Origin of the sequence: Cecembia calidifontis, assembly GCF_004216715.1 — a bacterium.
In the GTDB taxonomy this organism is placed as follows: Bacteria; Bacteroidota; Bacteroidia; order Cytophagales; family Cyclobacteriaceae; genus Cecembia_A; species Cecembia_A calidifontis.
In genome coordinates, this window is record NZ_SGXG01000001.1 from 3,977,720 (window position 1) to 4,003,641 (window position 25,922).

24 protein-coding genes and 1 pseudogene are annotated in these 25,922 nt (G+C 39.7%); 9 read left to right on the forward strand and 16 right to left on the reverse strand.

Annotated elements, in window-relative coordinates:
- Nucleotides 1-230: 230 nt before the first annotated feature.
- The 5 genes from BC751_RS17030 to BC751_RS17050 all read left to right on the forward strand — a co-directional run bounded on the left by BC751_RS17030 (nucleotide 231) and on the right by BC751_RS17050 (nucleotide 4,485).
- Nucleotides 231-2,291, forward strand: coding sequence for an Eco57I restriction-modification methylase domain-containing protein (locus tag BC751_RS17030; RefSeq protein ID WP_130277621.1), 2,061 nt, complete (start codon nucleotides 231-233; stop codon nucleotides 2,289-2,291).
- On the forward strand, nucleotides 2,281-2,685 hold the full coding sequence (locus BC751_RS17035; protein ID WP_130276692.1) for a hypothetical protein: 405 nt from the start codon (nucleotides 2,281-2,283) through the stop codon (nucleotides 2,683-2,685). The genes BC751_RS17030 and BC751_RS17035 overlap by 11 nt, the downstream gene beginning before the upstream one ends.
- Before the next feature lie 90 nt (nucleotides 2,686-2,775).
- The gene (locus tag BC751_RS17040; RefSeq protein ID WP_242617513.1) at nucleotides 2,776-2,943 is read left to right on the forward strand and encodes a type II toxin-antitoxin system HigB family toxin; all 168 of its coding nucleotides are present in this window, start codon (nucleotides 2,776-2,778) and stop codon (nucleotides 2,941-2,943) included.
- 166 nt (nucleotides 2,944-3,109) lie between these two features.
- On the forward strand, nucleotides 3,110-4,093 hold the full coding sequence (locus BC751_RS17045; protein WP_130276693.1) for a virulence RhuM family protein/type II toxin-antitoxin system death-on-curing family toxin: 984 nt from the start codon (nucleotides 3,110-3,112) through the stop codon (nucleotides 4,091-4,093).
- Nucleotides 4,094-4,095: 2 nt separating this feature from the next.
- Nucleotides 4,096-4,485 carry a helix-turn-helix domain-containing protein gene (locus BC751_RS17050; RefSeq protein ID WP_130276694.1) on the forward strand — a complete coding sequence of 130 codons (390 nt, stop codon included), beginning with the start codon at nucleotides 4,096-4,098 and terminating at the stop codon, nucleotides 4,483-4,485.
- A gap of 229 nt (nucleotides 4,486-4,714) precedes the next feature.
- On the opposite strand, the gene BC751_RS17055 is transcribed toward BC751_RS17050, so the two are convergent.
- The 6 genes from BC751_RS17055 to BC751_RS17080 form a co-directional block, all read right to left on the reverse strand.
- A complete protein-coding gene (locus tag BC751_RS17055; protein WP_130276695.1) occupies nucleotides 4,715-6,985 on the reverse strand; it encodes a TonB-dependent receptor domain-containing protein in 2,271 nt (756 codons plus the stop codon).
- Between the two features lie 167 nt (nucleotides 6,986-7,152).
- Nucleotides 7,153-7,527 carry a hypothetical protein gene (locus BC751_RS17060; RefSeq protein ID WP_130276696.1) on the reverse strand — a complete coding sequence of 125 codons (375 nt, stop codon included), beginning with the start codon at nucleotides 7,525-7,527 and terminating at the stop codon, nucleotides 7,153-7,155.
- A 44-nt stretch (nucleotides 7,528-7,571) separates the two neighbouring features.
- On the reverse strand, nucleotides 7,572-8,714 hold the full coding sequence (locus BC751_RS17065; protein WP_130276697.1) for a hypothetical protein: 1,143 nt from the start codon (nucleotides 8,712-8,714) through the stop codon (nucleotides 7,572-7,574).
- An 18-nt stretch (nucleotides 8,715-8,732) separates the two neighbouring features.
- Complete coding sequence (locus BC751_RS17070; RefSeq protein ID WP_130276698.1) at nucleotides 8,733-8,933, reverse strand: hypothetical protein; 201 nt, start codon at nucleotides 8,931-8,933, stop codon at nucleotides 8,733-8,735.
- A 125-nt stretch (nucleotides 8,934-9,058) separates the two neighbouring features.
- Nucleotides 9,059-9,469: a 6-carboxytetrahydropterin synthase QueD gene (gene queD / locus BC751_RS17075; protein WP_130276699.1), complete on the reverse strand. Its 411-nt coding sequence runs from the start codon at nucleotides 9,467-9,469 to the stop codon at nucleotides 9,059-9,061.
- A 13-nt stretch (nucleotides 9,470-9,482) separates the two neighbouring features.
- Entirely contained in the window at nucleotides 9,483-11,267 is a 1,785-nt protein-coding gene (locus tag BC751_RS17080; protein WP_130276700.1) for a hypothetical protein, read from the reverse strand.
- A gap of 253 nt (nucleotides 11,268-11,520) precedes the next feature.
- Here BC751_RS17080 and BC751_RS17085 point away from each other — a divergent pair, with 253 nt between their 5' ends.
- The 3 genes and pseudogenes from BC751_RS17085 to BC751_RS17100 all read left to right on the forward strand — a co-directional run bounded on the left by BC751_RS17085 (nucleotide 11,521) and on the right by BC751_RS17100 (nucleotide 15,030).
- Nucleotides 11,521-11,709 (forward strand): hypothetical protein, encoded by a 189-nt coding sequence (locus BC751_RS17085; protein WP_040400344.1) that lies wholly within the window; start codon nucleotides 11,521-11,523, stop codon nucleotides 11,707-11,709.
- A 347-nt stretch (nucleotides 11,710-12,056) separates the two neighbouring features.
- Nucleotides 12,057-14,360, forward strand: a pseudogene (locus BC751_RS17090) (ribonucleoside triphosphate reductase).
- The gene (locus tag BC751_RS17100) at nucleotides 14,308-15,030 is read left to right on the forward strand and encodes an anaerobic ribonucleoside-triphosphate reductase activating protein (protein ID WP_009184413.1); all 723 of its coding nucleotides are present in this window, start codon (nucleotides 14,308-14,310) and stop codon (nucleotides 15,028-15,030) included. Before BC751_RS17090 ends, BC751_RS17100 begins: the two are co-directional and overlap by 53 nt.
- A gap of 51 nt (nucleotides 15,031-15,081) precedes the next feature.
- Here the strand turns inward: BC751_RS17100 and BC751_RS17105 are convergent, their stop codons facing one another.
- The 10 genes from BC751_RS17105 to BC751_RS17150 form a co-directional block, all read right to left on the reverse strand.
- Nucleotides 15,082-15,531, reverse strand: coding sequence for an OsmC family protein (locus BC751_RS17105; protein ID WP_009034366.1), 450 nt, complete (start codon nucleotides 15,529-15,531; stop codon nucleotides 15,082-15,084).
- Between the two features lie 20 nt (nucleotides 15,532-15,551).
- Nucleotides 15,552-17,900 carry a nitric-oxide reductase large subunit gene (locus tag BC751_RS17110; protein ID WP_130276701.1) on the reverse strand — a complete coding sequence of 783 codons (2,349 nt, stop codon included), beginning with the start codon at nucleotides 17,898-17,900 and terminating at the stop codon, nucleotides 15,552-15,554.
- 69 nt (nucleotides 17,901-17,969) lie between these two features.
- Nucleotides 17,970-18,407: an RrF2 family transcriptional regulator gene (locus BC751_RS17115; RefSeq protein ID WP_009034368.1), complete on the reverse strand. Its 438-nt coding sequence runs from the start codon at nucleotides 18,405-18,407 to the stop codon at nucleotides 17,970-17,972.
- 74 nt (nucleotides 18,408-18,481) lie between these two features.
- Nucleotides 18,482-18,727 carry a cytochrome C oxidase subunit IV family protein gene (locus tag BC751_RS17120; RefSeq protein WP_009034369.1) on the reverse strand — a complete coding sequence of 82 codons (246 nt, stop codon included), beginning with the start codon at nucleotides 18,725-18,727 and terminating at the stop codon, nucleotides 18,482-18,484.
- 1 nt (nucleotide 18,728) lies between these two features.
- Nucleotides 18,729-19,316, reverse strand: coding sequence for a cytochrome c oxidase subunit 3 (locus BC751_RS17125; RefSeq protein WP_009184416.1), 588 nt, complete (start codon nucleotides 19,314-19,316; stop codon nucleotides 18,729-18,731).
- Complete coding sequence (locus BC751_RS17130) at nucleotides 19,307-20,272, reverse strand: DUF438 domain-containing protein (protein ID WP_130276702.1); 966 nt, start codon at nucleotides 20,270-20,272, stop codon at nucleotides 19,307-19,309. Before BC751_RS17130 ends, BC751_RS17125 begins: the two co-directional genes overlap by 10 nt.
- A 1-nt stretch (nucleotide 20,273) precedes the next feature.
- Nucleotides 20,274-22,040: a nitric oxide reductase activation protein NorD gene (locus BC751_RS17135; RefSeq protein WP_130276703.1), complete on the reverse strand. Its 1,767-nt coding sequence runs from the start codon at nucleotides 22,038-22,040 to the stop codon at nucleotides 20,274-20,276.
- A gap of 122 nt (nucleotides 22,041-22,162) precedes the next feature.
- Complete coding sequence (locus BC751_RS17140) at nucleotides 22,163-22,942, reverse strand: CbbQ/NirQ/NorQ/GpvN family protein (protein ID WP_130276704.1); 780 nt, start codon at nucleotides 22,940-22,942, stop codon at nucleotides 22,163-22,165.
- A 129-nt stretch (nucleotides 22,943-23,071) separates the two neighbouring features.
- Entirely contained in the window at nucleotides 23,072-24,427 is a 1,356-nt protein-coding gene (locus BC751_RS17145) for a cbb3-type cytochrome c oxidase subunit I (RefSeq protein WP_130276705.1), read from the reverse strand.
- A 4-nt stretch (nucleotides 24,428-24,431) separates the two neighbouring features.
- Nucleotides 24,432-24,872: a c-type cytochrome gene (locus BC751_RS17150; protein WP_130276706.1), complete on the reverse strand. Its 441-nt coding sequence runs from the start codon at nucleotides 24,870-24,872 to the stop codon at nucleotides 24,432-24,434.
- A 221-nt stretch (nucleotides 24,873-25,093) separates the two neighbouring features.
- Here BC751_RS17150 and BC751_RS17155 point away from each other — a divergent pair, with 221 nt between their 5' ends.
- Nucleotides 25,094-25,780 carry a Crp/Fnr family transcriptional regulator gene (locus BC751_RS17155; RefSeq protein ID WP_130276707.1) on the forward strand — a complete coding sequence of 229 codons (687 nt, stop codon included), beginning with the start codon at nucleotides 25,094-25,096 and terminating at the stop codon, nucleotides 25,778-25,780.
- Nucleotides 25,781-25,922: the final 142 nt, after the last annotated feature.

Genomic DNA, 25,922 nt, shown 5'->3' on the forward strand with positions numbered 1-25,922 from the left:
CCAAGATGCAATACCCCTTGTGTACTACAAACCAAAAAATGGCATTATACAGCCCGTAGAAAAAAAATCACGTAGGGGGGTACGGGTAATCGGAGCTAAAAAAAAGAAAATTTCCCGAAATTTTCTTTTTTAACCCCTAAAAGCTGCAATCTGGGTTAAAAATCTTGGTTGATGCAAACTTTGAGCCAATCAGCAGTCATACTGTTGAAGTTGTCAATGATGAATTGGTAATGGTGGACTTGGAAGGAAACCTTTTTGAATACAATTACCTGAACAAAGACAGTCAAAGAATCCAGGAAACGCTTTTCCTAGAAAAACAGACCATCATCGAAAACTGTCTTTTTGGAGTAGATATCAACCCCAATTCTGTAAAGATTTGTCGATTACGACTTTGGATTGAGTTGTTAAAGAATGCCTATTACAAGCAAGACCTGTCAGGTTTTGAAAACCTGACAGGTCTGAAAGCACTGGAAACCCTCCCCAATATTGATATCAATATCAAATGTGGGAATTCCTTGGTCAGTCGTTTTGCCATAGACTCGGACTTAAGTGAGGCTTTGAGGAAAAGTAAGTACTCGATTGATAGCTATAGACTGGCTGTGATGACTTACAGGAACGCCCAAAGCAAAGAAGAAAAGCGGGAAATGGAGCGGTTGATAGCTGAAATCAAATCAGATTTCCGTTCTGAAATAGCCAAGAATGATCCTAAAATCAAGCGGAAGGCCAAACTTGGAGGTGAACTTTACAATCTCACCATGCAAACCGGTTTGTTTGAAATATCCGCCAAAGAAAAAAAGGACCGCAAGAAGAAGATTGAAAAAATAGAAGAAGAGTTAGAAAAGCTTACTATTGAAATTGAGGAAATCAAAAACAACAAGATATATGAAAATGCCTTTGAATGGAGGTTTGAGTTTCCAGAGGTTTTAAATGAAACAGGAGACTTTGTGGGTTTTGATGTGGTGATTGGGAATCCGCCGTATATAAGACAGGAGGAATTTTCCGAATTTAAACATTATTTGCTCGCTATCTTTCAAGAAACAGGTACTGGTACAGCAGACCTCTTTGTATATTTTGTTGAACTTGCCTTTAAGCTTTTAAAATCAAAAGGGGAGTTTACTTATATCATACCTAACAAATGGATGCGTGCTGGGTATGGTAAAAAACTCAGAGAATTTGTAGCTAACCAAGAAATTCATCAGTTAATCGACTTTGGTGATTCACCGGTTTTTGAAGAGGCAACGACTTATCCTTGTATCATTCAACTAAGGAAGAATCGAGCAGAATTAGTTTTTAAAGCTTGTATTGTGGACTCTTTACAATTTGAAGACGGGTTGGATAATTACATTGAAGATAATAATATCCTAGTAAATGTAACTGAACTATCATCAGAAGGCTGGACTCTATCTGACACCAATGTACAAGTTCTTCTTTCGAAACTGAGAAGCAAAGGAAAACCATTAGGTGAATATGTCAATGGGAAAATTTTTTATGGAATTAAAACAGCACTAAACGAAGCCTTTATAATTAATAGCGAAACTAAAAATCGATTAATTGCAGAAGATGCAAGAAGCGCTGATGTGATAAAGCCATTTTTGGCAGGTAGAGATATTAAGCGATACCAAACACCTAAAGCTGATAAATTTTTGATCTTGTTTCCGAAAGGTTTTACTATTAAACGGAATCTTCCAAAAGGGAACGCCAATTATATAGCCTCTGAACCTCCTCCTAGATATGGGGATATGCCCTATGATAATGCATGGGAATGGATAAAAAGTAACTATCCTGCGATTACAAAACATCTTTGGCCTTTCAAAGCCAAGGCAGAAAAAAGAACCGATAAAGGGGATTACTGGTGGGAACTAAGAGCATGTGATTATTATGGTGAGTTTGAAAAAAATAAAATTGTTTGGGCAGAAACATCTTTTGAAAATCAGTTTTGTATAGTTGAAGGTGGTGTTTATCTGAATAAAACCTCATTTATGATCCCTTCGGATGACTTGATTCTTTTGGGGATTCTAAATTCTTCTTTAGCAAGGTTCTTTTTTAGCTCAATTGTCTCTAAAGTGAGAGGGGGCTACTTTTCGATGTCCAAAGCTTATGTGGAAACTTTTAGCATTTGCTATCCAACTGATAACAAAATCAGCCTTTTAGCTCAATCCATAATTGAAACCAAAAAACAAGATCCAACAGCCAACACCAATGACTTGGAAAACCAAATCGACCAATTGGTTTATGAACTGTATGGGTTGACAGATGATGAAATCAAAATCATTGAAGGATATGGCGAATAAAATAATTCTTGCAGATGTTGGAAAATGGATGTTTCCGGAGTGTTATCCTTATTTTAAAAATCAATTTCAGGAAGAACTCAATTATCTCCACCAACAGGAAGGCCATGAATTAGTTAGTTTGCAGAATATGAAATTCAAAATTAAACTGGCTGCCTACAGTTCAACACTAAAGGATGAAGGTGTTCGATATGTATTACATAAACTTTTTAACAACCATGTTGATACGCACTTGGACTGGCAACAGGAGTATAATTGGTATGAACTGAAATCGATTCTGATGTTTTTTATTGTTTTTTCTACTATTCAACGTCAACATGATTTGGCAAAGCTTTTTGATGAAAAATCAATCCCTAAACTTTTTGATAAGTATACTCCAAGACCCAGTTTGAAGTAACTGATTAATTTTTGAATGAAAGAATTTAATTTTTAAAGTTTTCAAATTGAAAACTTTTTTCTAACTTCCACAGTTCATAAAAGTAACCCATTGAAAAACATCATTGCCTTAAGGAATCTGGTAAACTTCTATGAAAAGCACCCCGATGCTAAAGCCAGTCTTGAAACATGGGTATCCATTACAAAGGAGGCAGTTTGGAAGATGCCATTGGATGTAGTCAAGGACTTTCTCGATGCTGTTAAGTTGTTTTTTCAATGAAGAAGATTGGGATCAAATGAACCAATTCTTTATTGAGAACTTACCCAAGTTTGAGAGGGCTTTTAGGGAGCAGATATTAAGATTGAGGTAAAATCAATTACACTTAAATAGATTAATTGTAAATTACTCTAATCAAATGTTTATCTATTGATAGACAGTAAGCTTTATGAATAACCAAATCGAAATTTATCAAGGTAATGATGGTCAGACTCAGATCGAGGTAAGGTTTGAAGGTGAAACTTTTTGGCTGTCTTTATTGCAGATTTCGGAATTGTTTCAGAGAGACAAGTCTGTTATTTCTAGACATATTAAAAACATTTATCGTGAAGGAGAATTAGATAAAAAGTTAACTGTTGCAAAAAATGCAACAGTTCAAACAGAAGGTAAAAGAAGGGTTGAAAGAGAAGTTGAGTTTTATAACCTAGACTTGATTTTATCTGTCGGTTACCGAGTTAACTCAAAACAAGGGACTCAGTTCCGTCAATGGGCTACACAGCAACTTAAAGCTTATTTAGTGCAAGGTTATGCCATCAATGAACAAAGACTAAAACAAAAACAGCAAGAAGTTCAAACTTTAAAAGATGGAATTCGGATTCTAAGTAGGGTTATAGAACAGAAAGCAGAAGACCAAAATTTAGATTGGCTTCATCACTTTGCAACAGGATTGGAATTATTGGATGATTATGATCATGAAAATTTAGATAAAAAAGGACTAACCAAAACAAGAGCAAAGTTTCCAGAACTTGAAGATTATAAGAAGGTCATATTCGCTATGAAATCAGATTTTGAATCAGGTGTATTTGGTAAAGAAAAGGACGGTAGTTTTGAAAGCGCTATTTCGCAGATCAGTAAAGGATTTGATGATGAGGACTTCTATCCTAGCCTTGAGGAAAAGGCAGCTACACTTCTATACCTGATAGTGAAGAATCATAGTTTTGTAGATGGAAATAAAAGAATTGCAGCTGCATGTTTTCTTCTCTTTTTACAGGTCAACGGCCTCCTTTACGACAGTGAAAAAAATACTATCATTAGCAATGATGCATTGGCAAGCTTAACCTTGTTTATTGCATCAAGTAAGCCTGATGAAATGGATACTGTTAAAAAATTAGTCATTAGCGTATTAAATAGAAACCTCAAGGTCAAGTCGTAAATATGAAATGGGATAAACCTATCACCACAGAACAAGAATATGAAAAAGCTCTAAAGAGGCTTTCTTCAATATTTGATTCCAATCCAGATAGTTCTGAAGGTATGGAAGCAGAGCTATTGGTTACGTTAATAGACAAGTATGAAAAAGAGCATTATCCTATCGCATTGCCTGAACCTATTACTGCCATCAAAGAAGCCATGGAAATGAAAGGGCTAAAGGATAAAGACTTGATTCCTGCTATTGGCAGTAAGACCACTGTAAGCCTTGTACTCAACCGTAAGCGAGCTTTGACCATAGATATGATCAGAAACCTTCACGAGCTCTTAGGATTGCCGGTAGAAGTCTTGATTCAGCCATATGAGCTTAATGGGAAGCAGAAAATGGTGAAGTAAAAGTTAGATTTACTGCAAAAAAAAGTAAGAATAAATCCCAAATGGATCAATTCTACTTTAAATCCTCAAACCTCTCATTAATCAACTCCTTATACCTTATCGGGTATAAAAAATTTAATCAATCTCAACGCTATACCCTCTTGGGTATAATTTAGGTTATTGAACTTATTTGCCATTAAAAAAAACCGGTGCCAAAAGGAACCGGTTTTTTAAATTATCGAAAGTATGTTTATGGAAATTTCACACTGATCATGGCAAAGAAGTTCCTTCCTGGCGCAAAAAGCGGAACCCTATTGGGACCTATTGGCCTATTGAGGTGTTCATAGTAACTTTGGTTGAACAGGTTATGCGCTCCCAATTTTAGGGATACCTGAGAAGTAAAGGCATAACTGGCATCTATGTCCAATAGGTTAAATTTGGGTGTAGTGGTCTCTCCAAAACTTTCAGAAATCCTGTTTTGGGCAATAACATATCTCAAGCGGACAGCAGTGTGCAGTCTATTGTTCAGGTGATTTCCCATTAGCGCGTACCTGATATCCATAGGAGCAATTTCCGGCAAGGCTTCATTGCCAGTCAAATTTTTGCCATACGTATAGGCCATCATCAGTTGCTGCCTTATGCCTAATCCCAGGTCATGGGAAACAGCCATTTCAAATCCCGTTTTTAAGGCCTCATCCACATTGACAAACTGCCTTACACCGGGACTGCTTGGGATTCTTGGGGGCACATTGATCCGCTCTGCGGTGATATAATCCGTCAAATAAGCAGAAAACAAGCTCAATTCCACCTGGATTTTGGACTGTGTGTAACCCACAACCAAGTCAATCTGATTGTTGGTTTCAGGTCTTAAAGCAGAATTCCCAACCATTTCATAAGGATCTACTCCAACTGGGAAATAATTGATAAACCTTTCAGTAATGCTTCCACTGCGTTGAACCCTTGCCAACCAAAGACCTACATTGAACTTATCGCCCAAATCTCTTTTTAAACCACTGGAAATTCCAGGATTTAGTTGAATGACAGAAGTCTCAGGATTTACCTGCACAAACTCCACTGCATTGTCATTGGCCTGAGCCTGGTTCACATCCAAGCGACCCGCCAAACTAAACACATATTCGCCTACAGGTAAATGGTATGATCCAAACAACCCTGTTTTGTTAATTCTAGAGTCTTGCCAGGCATTGTCATAAAATATTTTTCCCGCATTAGGCCCCATCAAAAATTCTCTTTCCCTTATTCCTTCCGCTGCCTCAGTCCTGAAGTCAGCGCCGGTAAATAGTTTGGCTTTACCCAATTGCCAGGTCCCTTCTGTCCTTGCACCAATATGCTCGGTCTTGGCAGGAGTAGTGGCATTCATCATTCTTGGACTCAGCTCTCTCAACCTATTGTCCATCAGGTGATCTACCAAAGAAGCATAAGCAGAGGTGGTCCATTTCTGAAGATGGGGACCGGAATGGGTTTTGGTATGTCTGATACTGGCCATCCAGGTATCATCAGACCTAAGGTCCATGTTCAAAGTTGGAAAATCCACATCTCTGGCAAAATTTCTGTTTACCGTGACCTGTATTAAATCCCTGGACCCTATTCTGAAATCACCGTACATCCCCACTGTTCCTCTCATAAAACTCGAAGGAACTGCATTGCCATCCCCATCCACATAATCTGTTCCTTTGGACCAAGAACCCATTACTCCGATATCATGATTTTGACCATGGAAACCCACTCTTCCTTCATTTCTAAACACATTCCCATTGGATTCATACATGGAAGAAAACCTGCCATATACCCCTTTATCCATTGAAAAATGAGGATCTTCCTGGATAAAATTAATCGTTCCTCCCAATCCAATGCCATACCTTAGGGCGTGTGGTCCTTTCAAAATTTCAACCTGCTTAATCCTGTTCAGGGCTATTTGTGAAGTAGGTGGATCCATTCGGTTTGGGCAAGCTGCGGCTGCAGACTGAAGACCATCTATGACGATGTTCAACTGATCGTATTTAAATCCCCGCATCACCGGATCAAAAGCAAAAGCACCGCTTTTGCGGATACCATTGACTACCGGATTCAGGTTCAGGATGGCTCCGGCATCATGATGAAGCCTTTCCTGGTCTGAGATGACAATTTTTTTATCTTTTTCATCAGCCATTTTCAGTGAAATCACTGAAATAGGTTGTAAGTTGAAGAGTTGCTCTTGTCGGTAAAGCTTACTACTTAACAAAAGCTGTTGTACTTGTTCTTCATTCAAGCTCCACTTACCATAATTGACATGACTTAGATGAAGTATTTCTCCTGTAACAAAAGTCAGTTTGATAAAACCATTATCATCCGAGACCCCTTTTTGGTCCGCATAATGATAGATTAGACCAATAATGGGTTCATGGGTGTTGTGATCGAGAACTTGAAATGAAGATGATTGCCGGGCCTCTGTTGTACTTACCATTAAGGCAAAGAATGCCAAAGCCACAAATATATTTTTGAGGGAAAAATGATATGTTTTCATAACTGAAAATTCTTAATGAATGAATGGTTTATTGGGTAAGCATACCCCATCTTTTTTCTTGTACTTGAAACAAGAAACAGGTTTTTATCATTTTAGCGCAGTGTCTCACTAAACCCTAGGGCTGACACATCAAGCAAAATGACCTAAAAATCCATTATAGATTAAGATTAGCTCCGTGGCGGGTGAAAAAAATCCTTGTCGTTTAGAAAATCAATTTCAAATACATCCAAAACCCCAAAAATCGGATGAAATTCTTTCCAATATGTTTCAATGTGGTATCCTTTTGCCGGTAAAGTATACATCAGCAATACTTCTTCCTGTACAAAAGTTTTTCTATTTTCCTCATGTTCCTGGGCCTCTCCTAACCTTCTGTCCAGTTCACATTTACCATCACAGGCCAGTTCAGGTTTATCCTGATTGATACAAAACAATTCTGAAATAGTCTCCCTATTGAGCACAAAATCTGCCTGAATCAAAGAGTACCCCATACCATTCAACAGGATGACGATTGATAGCAGGATATGGGAGATACTTTTGTACATTTTAAACTTACAAAGTTAGTGTTCATTTGACATGAATCTGTGATTTATATCACGCTGTCCATTTCATGTTTCGTAGTTTTGAGATGATGATTGTTTTCTATTGGTCGGTTGGAAACTACTTTTAGTTTTTTTTCTGTGACTTTACTATAGAATACAATTCCGGCCATTAAGGCAAATTGAGCCAATATTGAATAGCCATTGATCACTCCGAAGAGTGTCCGCCATTCATATATTCCAAAGACACTGCTCAAAATTCTGCCTAACAAACTCAGTTGGAAAATGCTCCATCCAATCCAAAGAATGGGGTGGTATAAGTTTATCTTAATATTAAGAATCATGGGTAAAATGATCGGAGCATGTGCCCAAATCATGGAAAAAGTAAATCCAAGGAAAAAAGTATGGATATATAAATCATAGTGGAAACTATGAGCGGTCATGAATGTCAGGATGATACCATGTAGGGTAAGCCAAAAATAACCCACCCTGAGACCTATTCCTATATATTTAAATTGCTTGCTTTTCTGAGCAGCCACTTTGGCCATATCAAAATGCAGTAACCAAAATGACATAAAAATGATTGCAGCTCCCATCAACCAATTACCATAATCATGAAACGGTAACCAAAGACCAATAAAGAAGGCCGCCAATAGCCAAACCAATGCTTTTTTGGCGATGACAGGCGTAGGTAAAAATTTACTCAATTCTAAACGCTCTCCAACAATGGTGAACAGCACAAATCCAATCCACCAAGGCACAGCACCTGGGACAAAACCTGTATACAGCAACGAAAAATTACCCAACATCCAGGACAATGCCCCAACACTCATTACATATTGATATAAAGCAGGATGACGCAAACTCTGCAAGTACATAATACCCATCAGTCCTAAACTTGCAGACAACATCATAGTTATTCCGAAAGTGGGCCATCCCAGCAACAACAAAACCGGGATGGATAATCCACTTATCAACGGAACAACTAACCAAACCTTATGCCTCATCACCATGGCTCTCTCTAAAGAAATCAAGGTGCCTAAAAATCCTCCGACCATTAAGATACCATGATTGGCAGCTGATCCTGATATTGCAATTTCAGTATAGCCAATGCGGATCCACCCTCCAACCATTCCTGTGACTAAAGCTATCAGGACAAATGGAAACAAATAGATTGGTTTTAGAGCCTTCATGGTTATATTTTTTTGATTCTATCTATAAGAATATTTATAAAGCTCTTCCACTATTTGGTCCAATACCTCTTCCGGGTGAATGAGGTAGTTCGTGCATATTTCCTTCACTGTTTTTTCCTTTTCCAACATGGTATTGACTCCAATAGAACGAAATACACTTTCTGCTCTTGAATCTGCCTGCATTATTTCCCGTAAGGAGAATTCTTCGAAACTTTTCATAAACATGAAGTATATTAAAGGATAATTTTATCCTTTATATGTTTTTTGAAAAGGGAGCCATTTGACTCCCTTGTGTAACAATTCAAAGATACGAATACTTTATTATCGGACAAATATATCTTTTATTATTTTTCCCATTCTGCAAAAGAATTTTCAGTTTCAAATAACCTCAGTCTTTTTAAATGGATTTGGTTGGGCAATTTTTGTTGGAGCTGATTCGCCATCCATTCCAACATTCTCTCAGCTGTTGGTTCCGAAGCCATCCAGAATATTTTTTCCTCCATTTTTCCAAAATCCCGTTCATTCACCTCATTCCTTTTGAGCATGATGGCATGGTCTATGGGATCTACGATGACATCTTTGACTATTTGCTTGAGAATTTTGAAATCCAATAACATGTCATCTTCTCCAACTTCCTCTCCAGTGATGGTAACGTGCAATTTATAACTGTGCCCATGAATATGCTGGCAGGCCCCTTGATAGGAACTGATTCTATGGGCAGTTTCAAAGGTGAAAATTTTGGTAATGCTCAACATTGATTTTAGAACATTAGGTGAGTTGTGGAACCAGGCCTTGAATTTCCTCTTTTATACCTTCCAGCTGAACTTTCATCTTGTCCAAAATCTCCTCTGTATCCAAAGAAATCTGCTCTGACAACTCTTGGTAATATTGAATCCCATCCTGCAGATTCTTTTTGAATTTTTCAATGTAAGATTCGTATTTGGCAGTCTTTTCAGGAATGGTTTTTTCTATTTCTACTTTTAAGTGCTGAACATAAAGTTGAAGTTCTTTAATGAAGACATGAGGTCTTTCAGGGTCAAGATTAAGGTTGATTTTTCCATAAATATGGTCTACCATCTCTTTAAGACTGAATATACCTTTGAAATAAGCAAGGTTAGGTCCTGGACAAATGGTTACCGCATTCAAATTCCGCTTAGGTGTTCCTCCTGCATTCAATATAGCAGGAGCACTCAGTCCTTCACAAAGACAGTCTTTTTCCTGCACTTCATCGAGTTCCTGTTTGGAAGTTTCGCCGGCTTCGAATTTTTTGATTTTTAAGTTTTGGTATTCTCTGGAAGCCGTACAGATGGGCTTGGTTGAAAATTCCGTACTAAATGTCAGGAATTTCTTGTAACAAGGGCTACCTGGTCTGTTTTTGGCTATTCTGGACTTTCTTTGATCCTCTCCACTGCTGGTTCGAAGATTATTGAACGGAACGCCAAGTGGAGAAGCATGGCTCAGATAAAAATCTGATTTTCTGGCATTGATCAATCTCTGCAAAGTATCTTCGTCTACACTTGTCGCTTCTGGAACAAGTAAAAATGGACTGCCCCAACCTGTGCCATCAAGCTCATAATATTCCATCAGAAACTGGTTTTCACGGGCATTGCCTATACCGCCCTGATAGGTGATTTTTGGTTTTAATCCAACCGGCATTTCCGGCATTCCCTTTTCTTGCAAAACCTGCTGACAACTGATCCAAAGTGTTTGGGTGAGTGAATCTCTATTGGTTTTAAACTCTTCCAAAATGGGGCCAATCAACAAGCCATCCGTAGCAAAAGCATGTCCTCCACAATTCAACCCCGATTCAATCCTAAACTCAGACACCCAAAGGCCTTTTTTGGCCAAAAATCTTCCCTGAATCAAGGCTGATCTATAATCTGATACTTTCAGGATGATTCCTTTCTTGATATGACCGTTTTGGTCAGGGAAAAAGTCTTCAAACTGCTCTGCATAGGCAAAAAGGGCAGGATTCAATCCCGCAGAAAATACCACCGAACCTTTGGCTTTGCTATTTGCAAATCCTCTCAATGCAGAAAGGGCATCTGAATATTCCCGCGGCAAGGCCTCTCCGGCTTTATTATAATTGATTTTATCCACTTTGGTCATGATATTGACATCAATTTGACCGGGCTGAATATATTCCCGAAGTTTTTCCTGCAAGACTTGTCTTTGCTTTCCTTCAGAATTCATCATCTGCTGATACAATTCCGTCGCAGGGTGCTGCTCAGGCAGAAGTTGAAAATATTGGTTGATTTCGCGGCTGCTTTCAAAATCAGCCTGCTTTAATACCTCAACCTGTTGGTCAACCACTTCCTGAAGCAAGTTAAGGTAGGCCGTGACCCTTTTCGCTCTATAGTCTTCACTGCCCTCATCAATGGGCAAATATGGGATTTGGTAAGTCCTGGAATAATACCTTCGCATATCTTCCAACAGGTGGTCATCCATAATGGATACTACAGAAGATATTCCAAATTGGGCAACTTTAATGGGTGAATCTACAGTAAAACCCAGTCCCATGACCGGTATATGAAAAGTGTGAGGTGATGACATGCTTGAGGAAATTTAATGAATGCTATTAACTAACTAATTGAATATGGTAAAGAGACAAAAGTAGGGTATATAAAATCCTCAGAATATGATTTATGTCAGGATAAATGAAAACTTCATTGGTTTTTAAAGCGAACATATCACCAATTTTCGTCCAAAAATGGACAGACCGCTATTTCAAATGCTGAATTTTTGCGAAATTTCAAACGAATTCCTGGATGGCATTGCATTTGAAAGAATAATTACAAAAAACACCATGGCAACTTTCTTACTTTGGCTTATTCTTATCGTGATTTGCTGGCCGCTGGCCTTATTGGCCATCATCTTGTATCCCATTGTATGGCTGCTGGTTTTGCCTTTCAGGTTACTGGGCTTTGCCATAGACCTTTCCTTTTCCTTCATTAGAAATCTGGTCATGTTGCCTTTTAACCTGATCAAGAGGTAAATGTCCTACTTTATTGAGAAAGTCTTGATCCGCTGGATCAGATCAACTTTTTAATCTTTTCCTGTAATGCAGGTACTACCATTTCCTCAAACCAGGGATTCCTTCTTTGCCAGAGCTTTGAATATTCATCCCCTAAAAGTTATACGATTAGGTTGAATTTGCAAAAAAAGCACCTTGAAAAATGAAAGACAAAATTATCCTTTAATACTTGTTCGACCTAATTTTATGAAAAATTTTTTCCCTGATTTAAGTCAAGTTCAAACATGACCAAAGCCCTATACCAACCTTATTCTAATCCTTACCTTGTCCATGTTTTTATACATTTCCACCGCGCAAACCACAAAAATATGGATCAATTTGTCATTAAGAGAAACGGGGAATATGCCCCTTTCGAAGCTTTTAAAATCGAAGATGCTTTAAAAAAAGGATTTCAAAGCGTTCATAAACCTTACGATCCGGTTGTATTCCAACAAATTTTGAAAAAGCTTGATCAGCAAACCACCTGGGCAGTAGAAGATATACAGGACATTATCGAAAAGCAATTGTTTGAATCTGGCTACTTCAATGTCATGCGCTCTTTTATGCTTTACCGGCACACCAGGAAAATGCAACGGGAACACGTGGCCGGGCTTAATGAAGACACCACCTATGTGGACAGCACGCAGACCATAGAGGAATACATTATGGAAACCGATTGGCGGATCAATGCCAACGCAAACACTTCCTATTCCAATGCAGGATTGGTAAATAATGTTGTCGGGAAAATCATCGCCAATTATTGGTTGGACAAAATCTACAACAAGGAAGAAGGCTATGCCCACCGCAATGGGGACATACACATTCACGACCTGGATTGTCTTACCGGCTATTGTGCCGGATGGTCTCTCAGGGTGTTACTCAATGAGGGCTTCAACGGTGTACGGGGAAGGGTGGAAAGTAGGCCCCCCTCCCACTTTCGTGAGGCGCTTGGACAGATGGCCAATTTTCTCGGGATACTTCAAAGCGAATGGGCCGGTGCACAGGCCTTCAGTTCTTTTGATACTTATCTGGCGCCTTATGTTTTCAAAGACAATTTAAGTCAAAAAGACGTAGAAAAAGCCATTCGTTCTTTTGTATACAACTTAAATGTTCCCGCAAGATGGGGACAATCCCCTTTTACCAATATCACTTTGGACTGGGTGGTTCCGGAGGACCTCAAAGATCAAATTCCCACTAAAAATGACCTTCACCTTTTCAAAGGATTGGAGGATCCCGGGTTTTTGATCAGGGTGATAGGTAGAGGGGTCAATCATGTAGAAGAATTGACTTATAAGCATTTCCAAAAGGAAATGAACATGATCAATAAGGCCTACTACACAATAATGACAGAAGGAGACGCCTCCGGACAGCCCTTCACATTTCCTATTCCTACCGTCAATATCACAGAAGATTTTGACTGGTATGGAGAAAATACAGACTTGCTTTTTGAGAATACTGCCAAAATTGGTTCTTCCTACTTCCAAAACTTTATTGGAAGTCAATACATGTATGATGAAAATGGAAATAAAATAGAAAACCCCGAAGCCTATAAGCCCAATGCGGTCCGCAGTATGTGTTGTAGGCTACAGTTGGACCTGCGGGAACTATTGAAGCGGGGCAATGGTCTTTTTGGCTCAGCAGAGATGACCGGAAGTATTGGAGTAGTCACCATCAATATGGCCCGATTGGGATATATCTATAGGGGAAACAAACAAGGGCTTTACGACAGACTGGACACCTTAATGGCCATTGCTAAATCTACCTTGGAGAAAAAGAGAAATTTTATTCAGGAAATGTACGATCGAGGACTTTACCCTTACACCAAAAGGTACCTACCAAATTTCAGAAACCACTTCTCCACCATTGGAGTCAATGGAATGAATGAAATGATATTGAATTTCACTTTTGAAAATGAAGATATAACAGGAGATTTTGGGCAGCAGTTTGCCACTGAAATTCTGGAATACATCAGAAATAGGATGAAAGAATTCCAAGAAGAAACTGGAAACCTTTACAACCTGGAGGCCACCCCGGCCGAAGGTACTACTTATCGCTTTGCCAAAGAAGACCGTAAACGCTTCGTGGATATTATTCAGGCTGGGACTGGCGAAAACATCTATTATACCAACAGTTCTCAAATACCCGTGGATTTCACAGATGATCCATTTGAAGCCTTGATGCTTCAGGATGAATTACAGTGTAAATATACAGGGGGAACCGTCCTGCACTTGTACATGCGGGAAAAACTTTCCACGCCGGAAGCTTGTCGCAATCTGGTCAAAAAGGTCCTCTCCAATTTTAAACTCCCTTACATTACGGTAACTCCTGTATTCAGCATCTGTCCTGTACATGGATACCTGAATGGTGAACATGAATATTGCCCAAAATGTGATGAAATTCTATTAGATCAAATTAACCATAAAACCTCTTAAGTTATGCAAACAAATGAAGCAACAATTGAAAAAATTGAAACCCAAACCTGGCTGGAAGCCAACAGGGATAAAAGAACCAAATGTTTGGTCTATACCCGGGTAATGGGATACCACAGGCCAGTAGAAAGTTTTAACATTGGAAAAAAAGGTGAACACAAGCAACGGGAACATTTCAAAGAAGAAAAGGACAGATACTGCTAGACCCATTTATAGCATTACCCCTTTTACATTATTGGACTATCCTGACCATACGGCCTGCATCCTTTGGTTTGCAGGCTGTAACATGCGTTGTGGATACTGTTACAATCCTGAAATTGTAGCAGGCAAAGGGAAACTTAGCTATGGGGATATTCTTCAGTTTTTGGAGAAAAGAAAAAATCTTCTGGATGCGGTTGTATTCAGTGGAGGGGAATGCACCCTCCATCAGGATGTCCTGTGGTTAGCCCATCAAATCAAAGAATTGGGCATGAAGGTGAAGATCGACACCAACGGCAGCAGACCGCACGTTTTGGAAAACCTCATCGCAGAGAAACTGGTAGATTACGTCGCTTTGGACTTTAAAGCCCTGCCTGGAGCTTATCAGAAAATAACAGCCTCCCAGCTTTACGGTGAATTTGTAGAAAGTCTGGATATCCTGCTGTACAGCAACATCAATTTTGAAGTAAGAACCACCCTCCACAGCTGGCTAATCAGTGAGGAAGACCTTTTTAACATGGCCAAGTTCCTTAAGGAAAAAGGATACCAAGGCAACTACTACCTTCAGCATTATGTCGGAGACAAAGGCAGCATTTCCAAGCTACCGGAAAGTATAAAGAAAGTATATACCCATGAGAAATTTGATTTTCCGGTGAAAACCATTTGGAGGAATTAAAAAAAGGTGAAGTCAAGAACCTCACCCTTTCATTCACCGAAAACACATGATTTACACACACATTTCTGAAGCCAAAATTTGAGGTTCCATGATGACCATGGTCTTAATAGAGTTAGAAATCAGACAAGCATTTTCAGATTTTTCCAATACTTTTAACGCCTTACTTTCAGACTCCTCTGTACAAATGGTCAACTCGGGCTTAAGCACTATTTCTGTCATCATCCATTTGCCTGACTCTCTGGAAAGCCTTCCAAATGCCTGACTGGAGAAATGTTCATATTTTAATTTGTAATTATCTGCCACGGCAAGAAACGTCGTCATAAAACAGCTGTTGACTGCTGCAGTAAACAGGTGCTCAGGAGACCAGATTCCCGGAACACCTTCCGGAAATTCGGGAGGCGTAGCACATGAAAAAGAATGTTCAAGTTCAGGAGAACTCATCTTTCCGATTCTTCCATTTTGCCAATGGACATTGACTTCATAGGTAAATGATTCAAACATATATTAAAATTCTAATTGGTTTAAACTGTTTCTATTTCTTCTTCTACTTCCTCAAGGTGATGATCAATCTTTTCCATTTCATAGGCTGGTTTGAGATGCTTGGCACTTTTCAACACAAACCAGGTCAGAGGAAAGAGGCCGCCGATACAAAAAAACGCTCCCCCTACAATCCTTAACCAGGTCATTGCCTGAAAAGGTACACTTTGGATAAACTCCTGAGACCTGGCAAACCAATACCCTTCCTCCATCACTGCAACAAGTTGATGGATTCCTGCAGGGAATAAATCCAAAGTCACCATCAATAAAAGTCCAATATTGATTGACCAAAATGCCGTTTTCACTAATTGGGTGTTCCATGCTTCAGGCTTTAGTAAAAATCTCAAAGCAAAAAGAATGGCTGCTATGGATAAATTACCGTAAACCCCCATGAGTGCTGCATGCCCATGATTGACTGTCAGGTAAGTTCCATGCTCATAATAATTGGCTATGGGAAGGTTAATGATCAGACCAAAGACTCCTGCACCAAAGAAATTCCAAAAAGTAACCCCAATGATAAACAGGAATACTCCAGGCATGGCAAATAGAGAGGATCGGTGTCTTTCTTTTTGCTTGGTCGATAATAGGTAAGGCATACGTTGCATCCTCCATGCCTCCAAGGTTAACAAAATCAGCGGAACCACCTGTAAGGTCGAAAATACACTTCCCAGAGCAAGCGTTCCTACAGGTTTGGCATTCCAATAGAAATTATGTGAAATCCCCAATAGCCCTGAACCCAAAAACAGTAAGGCTGCGATATACACTACTTTCACGACAGCTTGCCTGTTGACCAAACCCATCATCACCATCATGTAGCCTACTATTATCGTGGTGAACACTTCAAAGAATGCTTCCACCCACATATGCACTACCATCCATCTCCAAAAATCAGCAATGACGAAATTGGTTTCAGGTCGCGCTACAAAGCCCGATAATAAAAGAAGTAAAATACAGACAATGGAATACACCAACCAATTGGGTAGGCCCCAGGGCATACCAGGTCTAAGGGTGTTTTTAACCCCCCGATATACAATAATCGCCCATAGTGCAAAGATGGCCAAAAGGAAATATTGGTATAGTCTGCCTAATTCCACAAACTCCCAACCTTGATGCCCTAACCAACGGGAATAATCCCCCAACATCCCCATTGGTCCCATGAAGATTCCCACAAAAGACCCGCCTACCATGACAAAAAATATCCCAAAGAGCAAATTGATCAAAAATAGCTGACCTTTAGGTTCACTCTTTGCCAACAAGGGTAGGATAAAAAAGGAAATCCCAACCCAACAGGCTGAAATCCAAAACAGAGATAACTGAACATGCCAGCTCCTTGAAATTGTAACAGGTAATACTTCCTGAATATCCCAACCAAAGAATTTGGTAAACCCAACAAAATCATGAACAGTCAGAACTCCAGCCAAAACCTGAATCAAAAACAGGATTACCGCAACATAGAAAAACTTAAAGGTGGCTCTTTGGGTCGGCGTAGGTTTGTATTGTTGTAATTTTTCTTCAGTGACCATTTCTGATGCACCTTTTGCATAATACTCCTCACTCAGTTGTTCAAATTGTCCATAGTAATACAGAACAATTCCCAAACCCAATACCAGCCCCAAAAGGCCCACAATACTCCAAATTAAAGTGGAAGGCGTAGCGACATTTCCTGCAAATTCATCATAAGGCCAATTATGGGTATAACTGTATTTTTCACCAGGTCGCTCTACACTACAGACCCAGGATCCCCAAAAAAAGAATGCACTTAAATCCTTGATCTCTGTGGGATCGGAAATATATCCAGTTGGCTTAAATGCCTCATGAAAATCAGGATTGAGAAACATCTCCTGATAAAAGCCCTCCAAATCCCGAATGGCAGCTACCTGAGCGAAAGAAATGTTAACCTGATTGTTATTCTCATCGTATGTATTTTCCTTAATTTCTTTTTGAACTTTTCTTAAAATACCCTCTGACTCAAACTCACTCCTGCTTCCATTCTCATTCAAACTTTCCTGATAAAAACGAAACATGGATTTGGCTCTTTCATTCAAGGCCTGAGCTGTAAAATCAGGACCCCTTAATGCGCCGTCACCAAACATACTTCCATATTCCATCAAAGCATAGCGATGGAAAACCTCCTGTCCTCTCAATATTTGCTCTTGGGTGATGATTTCTTCTCCCTTTTCATCTACATAATGCGGAATAGGAGGCGCTTCCTCGTAAGTCTGATAGGCAATGAACAAAAGACCTACTATACTGATGACAAAGATGACCATAAAAGGAAGCCACCAGTTCTTTTGTTTCATGATGTAATTCAGGAATTTAGTATCCGGTTTCATGGGTTAATGGTTTAAGGTAGATTTATTTCATATTTAAGAGCATTAATTCTTAATTAACAGGAATTTTTTTTAATCAAATAACCGTACTTCTTCAGCAAGTATCTTTTCTCCTAATTGGGCAAGGCTCGTATTACAGAGATGGGATTTTATGTCCTCTTTGATGCCTTTCCAAAAATTGTGGACAGGACAAGGCTTTTCTACACCACAGCCTGGAAAACCTAAAAGACAATTGTCAAAGTAATCCTCTCCTTCCAAAGCCAAGACAATGTCTATAAGCATTATCTGATCTGATGGTTTGGCCAATGCAATCCCTCCTGAAGGTCCCCTATAAGAGTACAATATGCCTTTATTGGTCAACTCTCTAAATATCTTAGTTAGAAAATGAAAGGAAAGATTCAATTCTTTTGTTATTTCCCCAATACTGACATATTCTCCTGTACTTGGATTACTCACCATATACAATAGAGCCCTTATGCCGTACTTACTCGTTTGGGATAATACTTTCATGCTTTTTAATTAAGACTTTTAACTCTGAAATTAAAGTATTTTTTTCTTGACAATCAAATTTTAAGAGAAAGTTTTTAAGCCCAAAACCCAACTACCACTACCACCAGCAATCCTATAAGGACAGTTGCAAACTTCCAGAAGAAATGGGCCTTACGCAATTCCATAAATACAAAGGCAACCAGGAAGAATTTAACAGCAGCTAAACCCATCACCAGCCAAGTCAAATAATTTACAACTCCAAGATTGAAAACACCAAGAAATGCAGAGACTTGGGTCATCCCAATCAAAATGAAGAGTATTAATAAATTTTTCTTTTCCATCTTAGAATATCAGGTATAAGGAAGGGAATAATAAAAGCCAGATCAAATCACACATGTGCCAAAAAGCGGCCCCAGATTCCAAATCTGTCACCTGAAGAGATCTAGGTCTGGTTTTTATCTGCCACCAACTGAATACCAAAATCACCAGACCTACCAAAACATGCGCAAGGTGGAATCCGGTCATTAGCCAATAAAAGGTAAAGAACATGTTATCCCCCATGTCTAGGTCGCCTGTCAATTTTTCAACATATTCATAGCTTTTCAATCCTACAAAAAGCAACCCGCCCAACATGGTCCAAACCAAGTATTTTTTAGCTGATTCAATAGCCCCTGATTTAAGTTTCAGGACAGTATTGGTCATAAAATACCCACTGACCAATAAAATTAAGGTATTCAAGGTGCCGATAGAAGTATTTAATTGAAGCCTGGATTGATGGAATAGTTCGGGCTCTAATTTGCCATAATAAACCAAGCCTCCGATCCCCAATCCGAAGGTGATCAGCTCCAATATGATGATTATCCATAACAGGATGCCACCCGGAGGGTAAAAGATATCCTTATGATCTATATTCTGGGCTTTTATTTCCATTCCAACAGTCTTTTTTCTCCATCTATATGCTTGATATCTGTGATATCCTGTGACATTTCTATGACCCCACGGTAATTTTTATCCGCATCCCGTACAGCGAAATACCGGATATAGATCAACCTGCCTTTAAAATTGATCCAAAAAGAAGCTTCACTTTGCGTGCCCTTTCTGAATTCCTCCAGTATTCTCAGGACAGTATCCACACTTTTGGGCGGGTGACAGAACCTGACTTCCCTACCAATAATTCCTGCACTTCTTGGAAAGGTCCGTTCCTCTCCTCTATTGTAAAAGATCACTTTGTCATTTTCATCCACATATGTAATATCCAAAGGCATCGTACGAAGTAATAGGTTGACCTGTTCTACCGTCATATAGCCTTCATCATAATGCTGACTTTCAGCCTTAGCAAAACTTAAATCTCTTTGAGTAAAATCTTCTGATGGGTGCACATAGGCCTGTTCAGGATAAGCAGCAGGCTTTTCTGATAGCATCCATCCTATCTCCTCCTCTCCTTTCCGCATTTGCTGCCAGTCTTCTTCTTTAAGTATTTTCAGGGAATTGGGGAATAAAACTGTCTCCTCCACCAGCATGAGCCTTCGGATATTATTGCTTAAATGATGGAAATTCTCATAGACTCCACGGATATCCCTGGCTTCCACTTTTTCCCTGACAAACTTGAAAATACTGCGAATGGTGTCATGAAAAGACCACATATTTTGGGAAGGTCCGTTCCAACCACATTTTTCAAGAAAGGAGAAAAGTTGGTTTTCTTTGCGTTCAAAACGCCTTTCAATTGTTTGAAGTTTATTAAAGAGGTTGTAGAATACCTGATAATCATTTTCAATATCGCACTGTTCCAATTCATCAATCAGCTGATGAATCATGGCAGTTTCCTGCAAATAGGTATGGATGGGATGACCTTTTGGGAGGTCTAATTCTTGTTCGTAAGCATTCATATTACTGGTGTTTAATCCTTTCGTACAATTTGACCAGGGAACTCAATAGCTCCACCGGTGTCGTCAGAATCTGGTAATGGTTTTGTCCAAACATCTGGGGCAGGTAATATTTGGCCTGAGCTTCTATCGCAAGAGCGTAGGAGTTTATCTGGCGTTCGTTAAGTTCCCGTAGCGCCTGTTTGATATCCTGAATACCGTATTTCCCTTCATAGCGGTCATAATCATTGGGCTTACCGTCAGAAATTAGGATTACCCATTTATTCTTCGTGCTTCTCTGATCAAGTCTTGCGCCTGCATGCCTCAATGCTGACCCTATACGGGTGTACCCCTGAGGTTCTACCGCTCCAATTCGTTTTTTACCCAAATCCCAGCTTTCATCAAATTCCTTAAGGGTAAGGTAAGTGGAGTAATTTCTGGTTTTGGAATAAAAACTATCAATGGAAAAATCTATATCAAACTCATTCAAAATCTCTCCGAAAAGAATGGATACTTCCTTTTCCACGTCAATCACCCGGTTATTGGCAGCATAGCTATCGCTGGATAAACTCACATCCAAGAGAAGTAATATGGAAAGATCCTTCTCTTTTTTCCGTTTGGAAAGGTAAATGTCTTCAGCTGGGGTCTTCCGTGCATGAACGTCTGTAAACAAATCAGTCAAGGCATCAATGTCAAATTCATCGCCCTGATTCTGTTTGCGTTGAAGTTTCATTTTGTTGTTGATAGAAGTCAGCATCTTTCGTAGCCCCAGCAAAGTACTGGCATGCTTGGAAATGGTATTTCGGTAATAGGCCAAATCAGTTTTCACCAAAGTTTGGGGATACACTTTACAAAAATCAGGTTTATAAATCTGCTTTTTAAAATCCCACTCATCGTAGCAAAGGTGGAAGCCTTTTTCATCCCGCTCAGCACTTTCGGAGATGGTAGTGTTTTCTACAAATTCTGCCTGATAAACCGAATGCGCAGGGTCATCCACCCTTACGGTAAATTTCATACTTAACTCTTCCAATGCATCCTGATGGTCTTCCAACTCGTCCTTGCCATCAAAATCCCTCCAAACCCCATTTGATTCTTCAGCCGTTTCCACCTTTTCAAAGTTGTGCAGTAAAACATAGTCTTCTTGCTGCTTTTTATCGATGGTGAGGTTTTTGACTTCCTCCACCGCTTTAGCTATCAATGTGGTTGTTGGGTTTTCTTCTTTGCCTTTTTTGATTCGATTGTCAAAATTCTGAAGCGGATCCTCTTCCGTTGCTGAAGGGTCAGCATACATCCACTTTCCATAAAGTAAACTCAAATCTGCTTGCTCTCCAGGCTTGGTCTTAGACTGAAAATGGCTTTTTAATTTTTCATGAAGTTGGGCTGCAATCCTAAACTCATCAGCTAACTTTTCCAGGACGGCAGGAGCCGTCTGTTCGGCCATCTGACGGGAAAGAATCAGATCGTCCGTTTCCTTGGTCCAATTGTAGCCTAGGTCTTGTTGTGCGCTCAGGTAAAGTGTTCTGAAAAAATAGAAATAGAGATTTTCTTCCCAAGTGGGAAACTCGGCAAAAGAAATGGGAAGGAAGAAATTATTGTTTTTAAAACCTCCTTCAGCTTCAGCAGGATAAATGTCAATTGCTTTCCCGGTAATGGCCCTGGCCAAAAAAGTCAATCTTGGTCGGATAACTTCCAAATCCACCTTGTGGTGCATTTCCAACTCGGCTTTCAATCGGCTTTTTTTAAAATACCGAACCAATCTGCCATATATCCATTCATCTATTTCCAGTCCCATCTTCTGATTTATTTCTATTTATTTCAATTTTATTTCGCGAAGCTTATTTATATTCTATTTCCATATATTTCGCGCACCATATTTCAACCATATTTCTATTATATATCCAACATATTTCAATTTCATATCATCAAATCAACCAAATCCTTCATAGACTCAATGGTCTGTGCATCATCGCTAAGCGGTTCCACTATGGCGACATGACAGGCCAACCTTTTGGGAAGACCGGATTGAATCAGCTTCGCCGCATCCACCAACAATCGGGTAGATACCGTTTCGGTCAAACCCAATTCTGTCAGATTTCGGATTTTACCTCCTATAGCAACCAGCTTTTTGGCAATATCCTGCTTCACTCCAGTTTCGTTGACAAGGATTTCTGTTTCAATTTTTGCTGTTGGATAACCAAAGCTCAAAGCCACAAAACGTTGCCGTGTGGAAGGTTTCAGCTCTTTGAAACCTCTTTGGTAACCTGGATTGAAGGAAGCAATCAACATGAAGTTTTCATGGGCTTTGACCGTCTCTCCGAGTTTATCAATGAACAATTCCCTTCTGTGATCTGTCAGCGAGTGGATAGCCACTATCACATCAGGTCGGGCCTCTGCCACTTCATCCAGGTAAAGGATGGCTCCTTCTCTAACAGCGGTGGTCAGTGGGCCATCTATCCATACCGTTTCAGCTCCTTTGATGATAAACCTACCGATCAGATCTGTGGATGATGTTTCTTCGTGACAGGAAATAGTGATCAGTCTTTGACCGGTAGCATGTGCCATATATTCCACAAATCGGGATTTCCCGCTTCCTGTTGGCCCTTTTAGAAGCAAAGGCATGCGGTTTTGGAAGGTTTGCAAAAAAACCTCTGATTCCTGATCTGTCTGATGATAATAAGGTGCTTCTATAACCATAATGTTAAGTTTTGAGGTTTGAAAGCCGGGCTGCCAGAAGAGGCGACCCAGCTATTTTCAGAAGTCGGCAAACTGATTAAGAAATAAACCGATGGCCGATTTTCCTGTTTGACAATTCAAATGAAGGGTTTAACTAACCAAAACAGTTTCTTCTTTTTTGGATAGTGCTTCATTAGTAGGTCTTCCATACTTAATAAATTCATAAATATAGATCCCGATTCCAGTTGCAAACATGGTAGCACAAAGCAGCATGACCACAAAGTGGATTTTAACTTCTTCCTGAGCAATCATAAAATCCATACTTAACCTTCTTTCAAGATAAACCTGAACAACACCTGCAACACCAAGTGCTACCACCATACCGAGCATACCGATATTTGATAGCCAGAATGCCAAATGTCCGTTGGTTTTATCATGTCGTTTTCTGCCGGTGATGTTGGGCATGGCATAACTGATGATGGCCAATACGATCATCACATAAGCACCCCAGAAAGCATAGTGGCCATGCATAGCCGTTACCAAGGTTCCATGGGTGTAGAGATTGGTCTGAGGAAGGGTATGGGCAAAACCCAGCAACCCGGCACCAATAAAGGAAACAATTGCAGCTCCTATAGTCCAGAAAAGAGCAATTTTGTTAGGGTGGTTTTTCTCACCTTTGCGGTACATATAGACTGCAAACAGGGCCATGGCAAGAAAAGCAAGTGGCTCTAATGCAGAGAACACGCCCCCTACTACCAACCAGATTTTGTTGACACCAATGTAATAATAGTGGTGACCTGTACCGAGTATCCCTGAGAGAAAGGTCAAACCAACGATCACATACAGCCATTTCTCGATGACTTCTCTATCCACACCGGTTAATTTGATCAACAGGAAGGCCAAGATACCGCCCATGATCAATTCCCAAACGCCTTCTACCCAAAGATGAACTACCCACCATCTAAAAAAGGAGTCGGTTACCTGTGAATCAAACCATATCATTCCAGGGAGGTACAAGAGCGCGGCAAAAACCAGCCCCATAGTCATAACCAAAGCTGTGGTGGTCTGCCTTTTCCCTTTAAACAAAGTAGCTAGAATTATTCCCAAAAACAGCAGGACATTGACGACTACCAGATAATCCAATTCACGGGGAATTTCCAGAAATTTCCTTCCTTCCCAGATATTAAAGTGGTAGCCCGTAATAGCGGCCACCCCAACTACAGCCAGAGAAATCAATTGCACGTAAGCCAGCTTGACACTGACAAGTTCCCGCTGGGCTTCCTCTGGAATGATATAATAAGCTGCACCCATAAATCCGGTCAGCAACCAAACAACCAATAAATTGGTGTGCACCGCCCTTGCGGTATTAAAGGGAATCCAGTCATGGAGTCCATCCATGCCGATTCTGGCAAATCCCATGATAAATCCATAGACGATCTGTAGTGCGAAGAGCAGCATACATAAGGCAAAAAACCAGTAGGCTACCTGTTGTGATTTATATTTCATGTTTCTAGTCTTTTAACTTATCTTTTGCCAATGGTGAAACAATACGGTCGAAGCCGTTAAGATCGATTTCCCCTATCCACTTTAGGTATTCAATCATAGCTTCTGCATCCTCATCGCTCATTTCATAGGCGACCATTTTCCTCCCGTTGGGTGCCCAGGGAATGGGCGATTGAAGGATGGCTTTCACCAAAGGTGCACCACGTCTGTCAATCACTTTGGTGAGTTCCGGTGCATAATAGCCCCCTTCCCCCATAATGGCGTGGCAACCCATGCAATTATTGGTTTCCCAAATGTGCTTGCCTTTGATTACCTGCTCGGTAATGTTCTGATGATTAGACTGGTCATTACTAGGGGCCATGGAATAAATGGTTAATCCGATAAATATCAGAAAGGTCACCAGTGTACCACCCAGAAAGAAAGTCCTTGCTTGTGATTTTGATAGCATATAGAACTGGGTTAAATTTAATTTAGATTAAAAGACCTTTTTATCTTTTTATGACACGAAGATACAGGTGGATTTCAAAAGTCAAATAGCACAAAGGAAAAAAAATCTACAAATTTGTAAAAAACTGATATCAATCATGTTTTGAATTGCTGTATATCACTTGGGCCAGTACCAAATCCTATTTACTTGCAACTATTATGAATATAAGTCCAAACTGCAAAATGTGTCCAATTGCTACATGCTTGGTAAAGCAATGCAATCACACATGGATTAATCGTTTATCTGATGCCAAAAACTCCCCTATCTATCCAAAAGGGCAATTTGTTTTTATGGAAGGCAGTTTGGTTTTGGGTGCTTACTTTATTTTGAAAGGTAAAGTAAAAGTAATCAGTTCCAATGTAGGCGGAAAAGAACAAACGGTCAGGTTGGCAGGTGAAGGGCACATGTTGGGACATTCGGCCATTGGCCTTGAAAAATACAGCATAGGTGCTGTCACTTTGGAGGAATCACAAATCTGCTTTATCGACAATGCTACACTTTATGAAGCTTTTATGGCCAATCCAAAGTTTACTTTTGAAGTAATGCGGCTTTATTCCAGGGAATTAAGAAAAAGTGAAATCCGTACAAAATGTCTAGGATTGATGAACAATGAAGAAAAAGTGATTTTAGGCTTATTGTACCTTGCTGACACCTACCTTCTAGGATCCCAAGGCAATCAGGTTGAAATTGATTTAAACAGACAAGAAATTGCACAGATCATCGGTACAAATGCAGAACAAGTCAGCCGGGTTTTAACTTCCTTGAAAAAAGAAGGGCTCATCCAAACGGTTGATAGGACAATTCAATTACCTGATATAACAACTTTAAAAGAACGAATACGTCAATATGCCTATGCCACTTCTTACTAATAGCCTGCGAAAATGCAGGCTTTTTTTTGCGAAAATAAAAACCTTCTGTTGAGGTGTATCAGTGTACAATTAAAAATTATCTGGTTTTTTTGTGTCAATGAATAATTGAGAAGTTCATATCAAGCATATCTCCCAAAAAAAA

Coding starts and splice junctions, on each gene's coding strand:
- BC751_RS17030 (WP_130277621.1), top strand. CDS start 231: ATGGTGGACTTGGAAGGAAACCTTTTTGAATACAATTACCTGAACAAA.
- BC751_RS17035 (WP_130276692.1), top strand. CDS start 2,281: ATGGCGAATAAAATAATTCTTGCAGATGTTGGAAAATGGATGTTTCCG.
- BC751_RS17045 (WP_130276693.1), top strand. CDS start 3,110: ATGAATAACCAAATCGAAATTTATCAAGGTAATGATGGTCAGACTCAG.
- BC751_RS17050 (WP_130276694.1), top strand. CDS start 4,096: ATGAAATGGGATAAACCTATCACCACAGAACAAGAATATGAAAAAGCT.
- BC751_RS17055 (WP_130276695.1), bottom strand. CDS start 6,985: ATGAAAACATATCATTTTTCCCTCAAAAATATATTTGTGGCTTTGGCA.
- BC751_RS17060 (WP_130276696.1), bottom strand. CDS start 7,527: ATGTACAAAAGTATCTCCCATATCCTGCTATCAATCGTCATCCTGTTG.
- BC751_RS17065 (WP_130276697.1), bottom strand. CDS start 8,714: ATGAAGGCTCTAAAACCAATCTATTTGTTTCCATTTGTCCTGATAGCT.
- BC751_RS17070 (WP_130276698.1), bottom strand. CDS start 8,933: ATGAAAAGTTTCGAAGAATTCTCCTTACGGGAAATAATGCAGGCAGAT.
- queD (WP_130276699.1), bottom strand. CDS start 9,469: ATGTTGAGCATTACCAAAATTTTCACCTTTGAAACTGCCCATAGAATC.
- BC751_RS17080 (WP_130276700.1), bottom strand. CDS start 11,267: ATGTCATCACCTCACACTTTTCATATACCGGTCATGGGACTGGGTTTT.
- BC751_RS17085 (WP_040400344.1), top strand. CDS start 11,521: ATGGCAACTTTCTTACTTTGGCTTATTCTTATCGTGATTTGCTGGCCG.
- BC751_RS17105 (WP_009034366.1), bottom strand. CDS start 15,531: ATGTTTGAATCATTTACCTATGAAGTCAATGTCCATTGGCAAAATGGA.
- BC751_RS17110 (WP_130276701.1), bottom strand. CDS start 17,900: ATGAAACCGGATACTAAATTCCTGAATTACATCATGAAACAAAAGAAC.
- BC751_RS17115 (WP_009034368.1), bottom strand. CDS start 18,407: ATGAAAGTATTATCCCAAACGAGTAAGTACGGCATAAGGGCTCTATTG.
- BC751_RS17120 (WP_009034369.1), bottom strand. CDS start 18,727: ATGGAAAAGAAAAATTTATTAATACTCTTCATTTTGATTGGGATGACC.
- BC751_RS17125 (WP_009184416.1), bottom strand. CDS start 19,316: ATGGAAATAAAAGCCCAGAATATAGATCATAAGGATATCTTTTACCCT.
- BC751_RS17130 (WP_130276702.1), bottom strand. CDS start 20,272: ATGAATGCTTACGAACAAGAATTAGACCTCCCAAAAGGTCATCCCATC.
- BC751_RS17135 (WP_130276703.1), bottom strand. CDS start 22,040: ATGGGACTGGAAATAGATGAATGGATATATGGCAGATTGGTTCGGTAT.
- BC751_RS17140 (WP_130276704.1), bottom strand. CDS start 22,942: ATGGTTATAGAAGCACCTTATTATCATCAGACAGATCAGGAATCAGAG.
- BC751_RS17145 (WP_130276705.1), bottom strand. CDS start 24,427: ATGAAATATAAATCACAACAGGTAGCCTACTGGTTTTTTGCCTTATGT.
- BC751_RS17150 (WP_130276706.1), bottom strand. CDS start 24,872: ATGCTATCAAAATCACAAGCAAGGACTTTCTTTCTGGGTGGTACACTG.
- BC751_RS17155 (WP_130276707.1), top strand. CDS start 25,094: ATGTGTCCAATTGCTACATGCTTGGTAAAGCAATGCAATCACACATGG.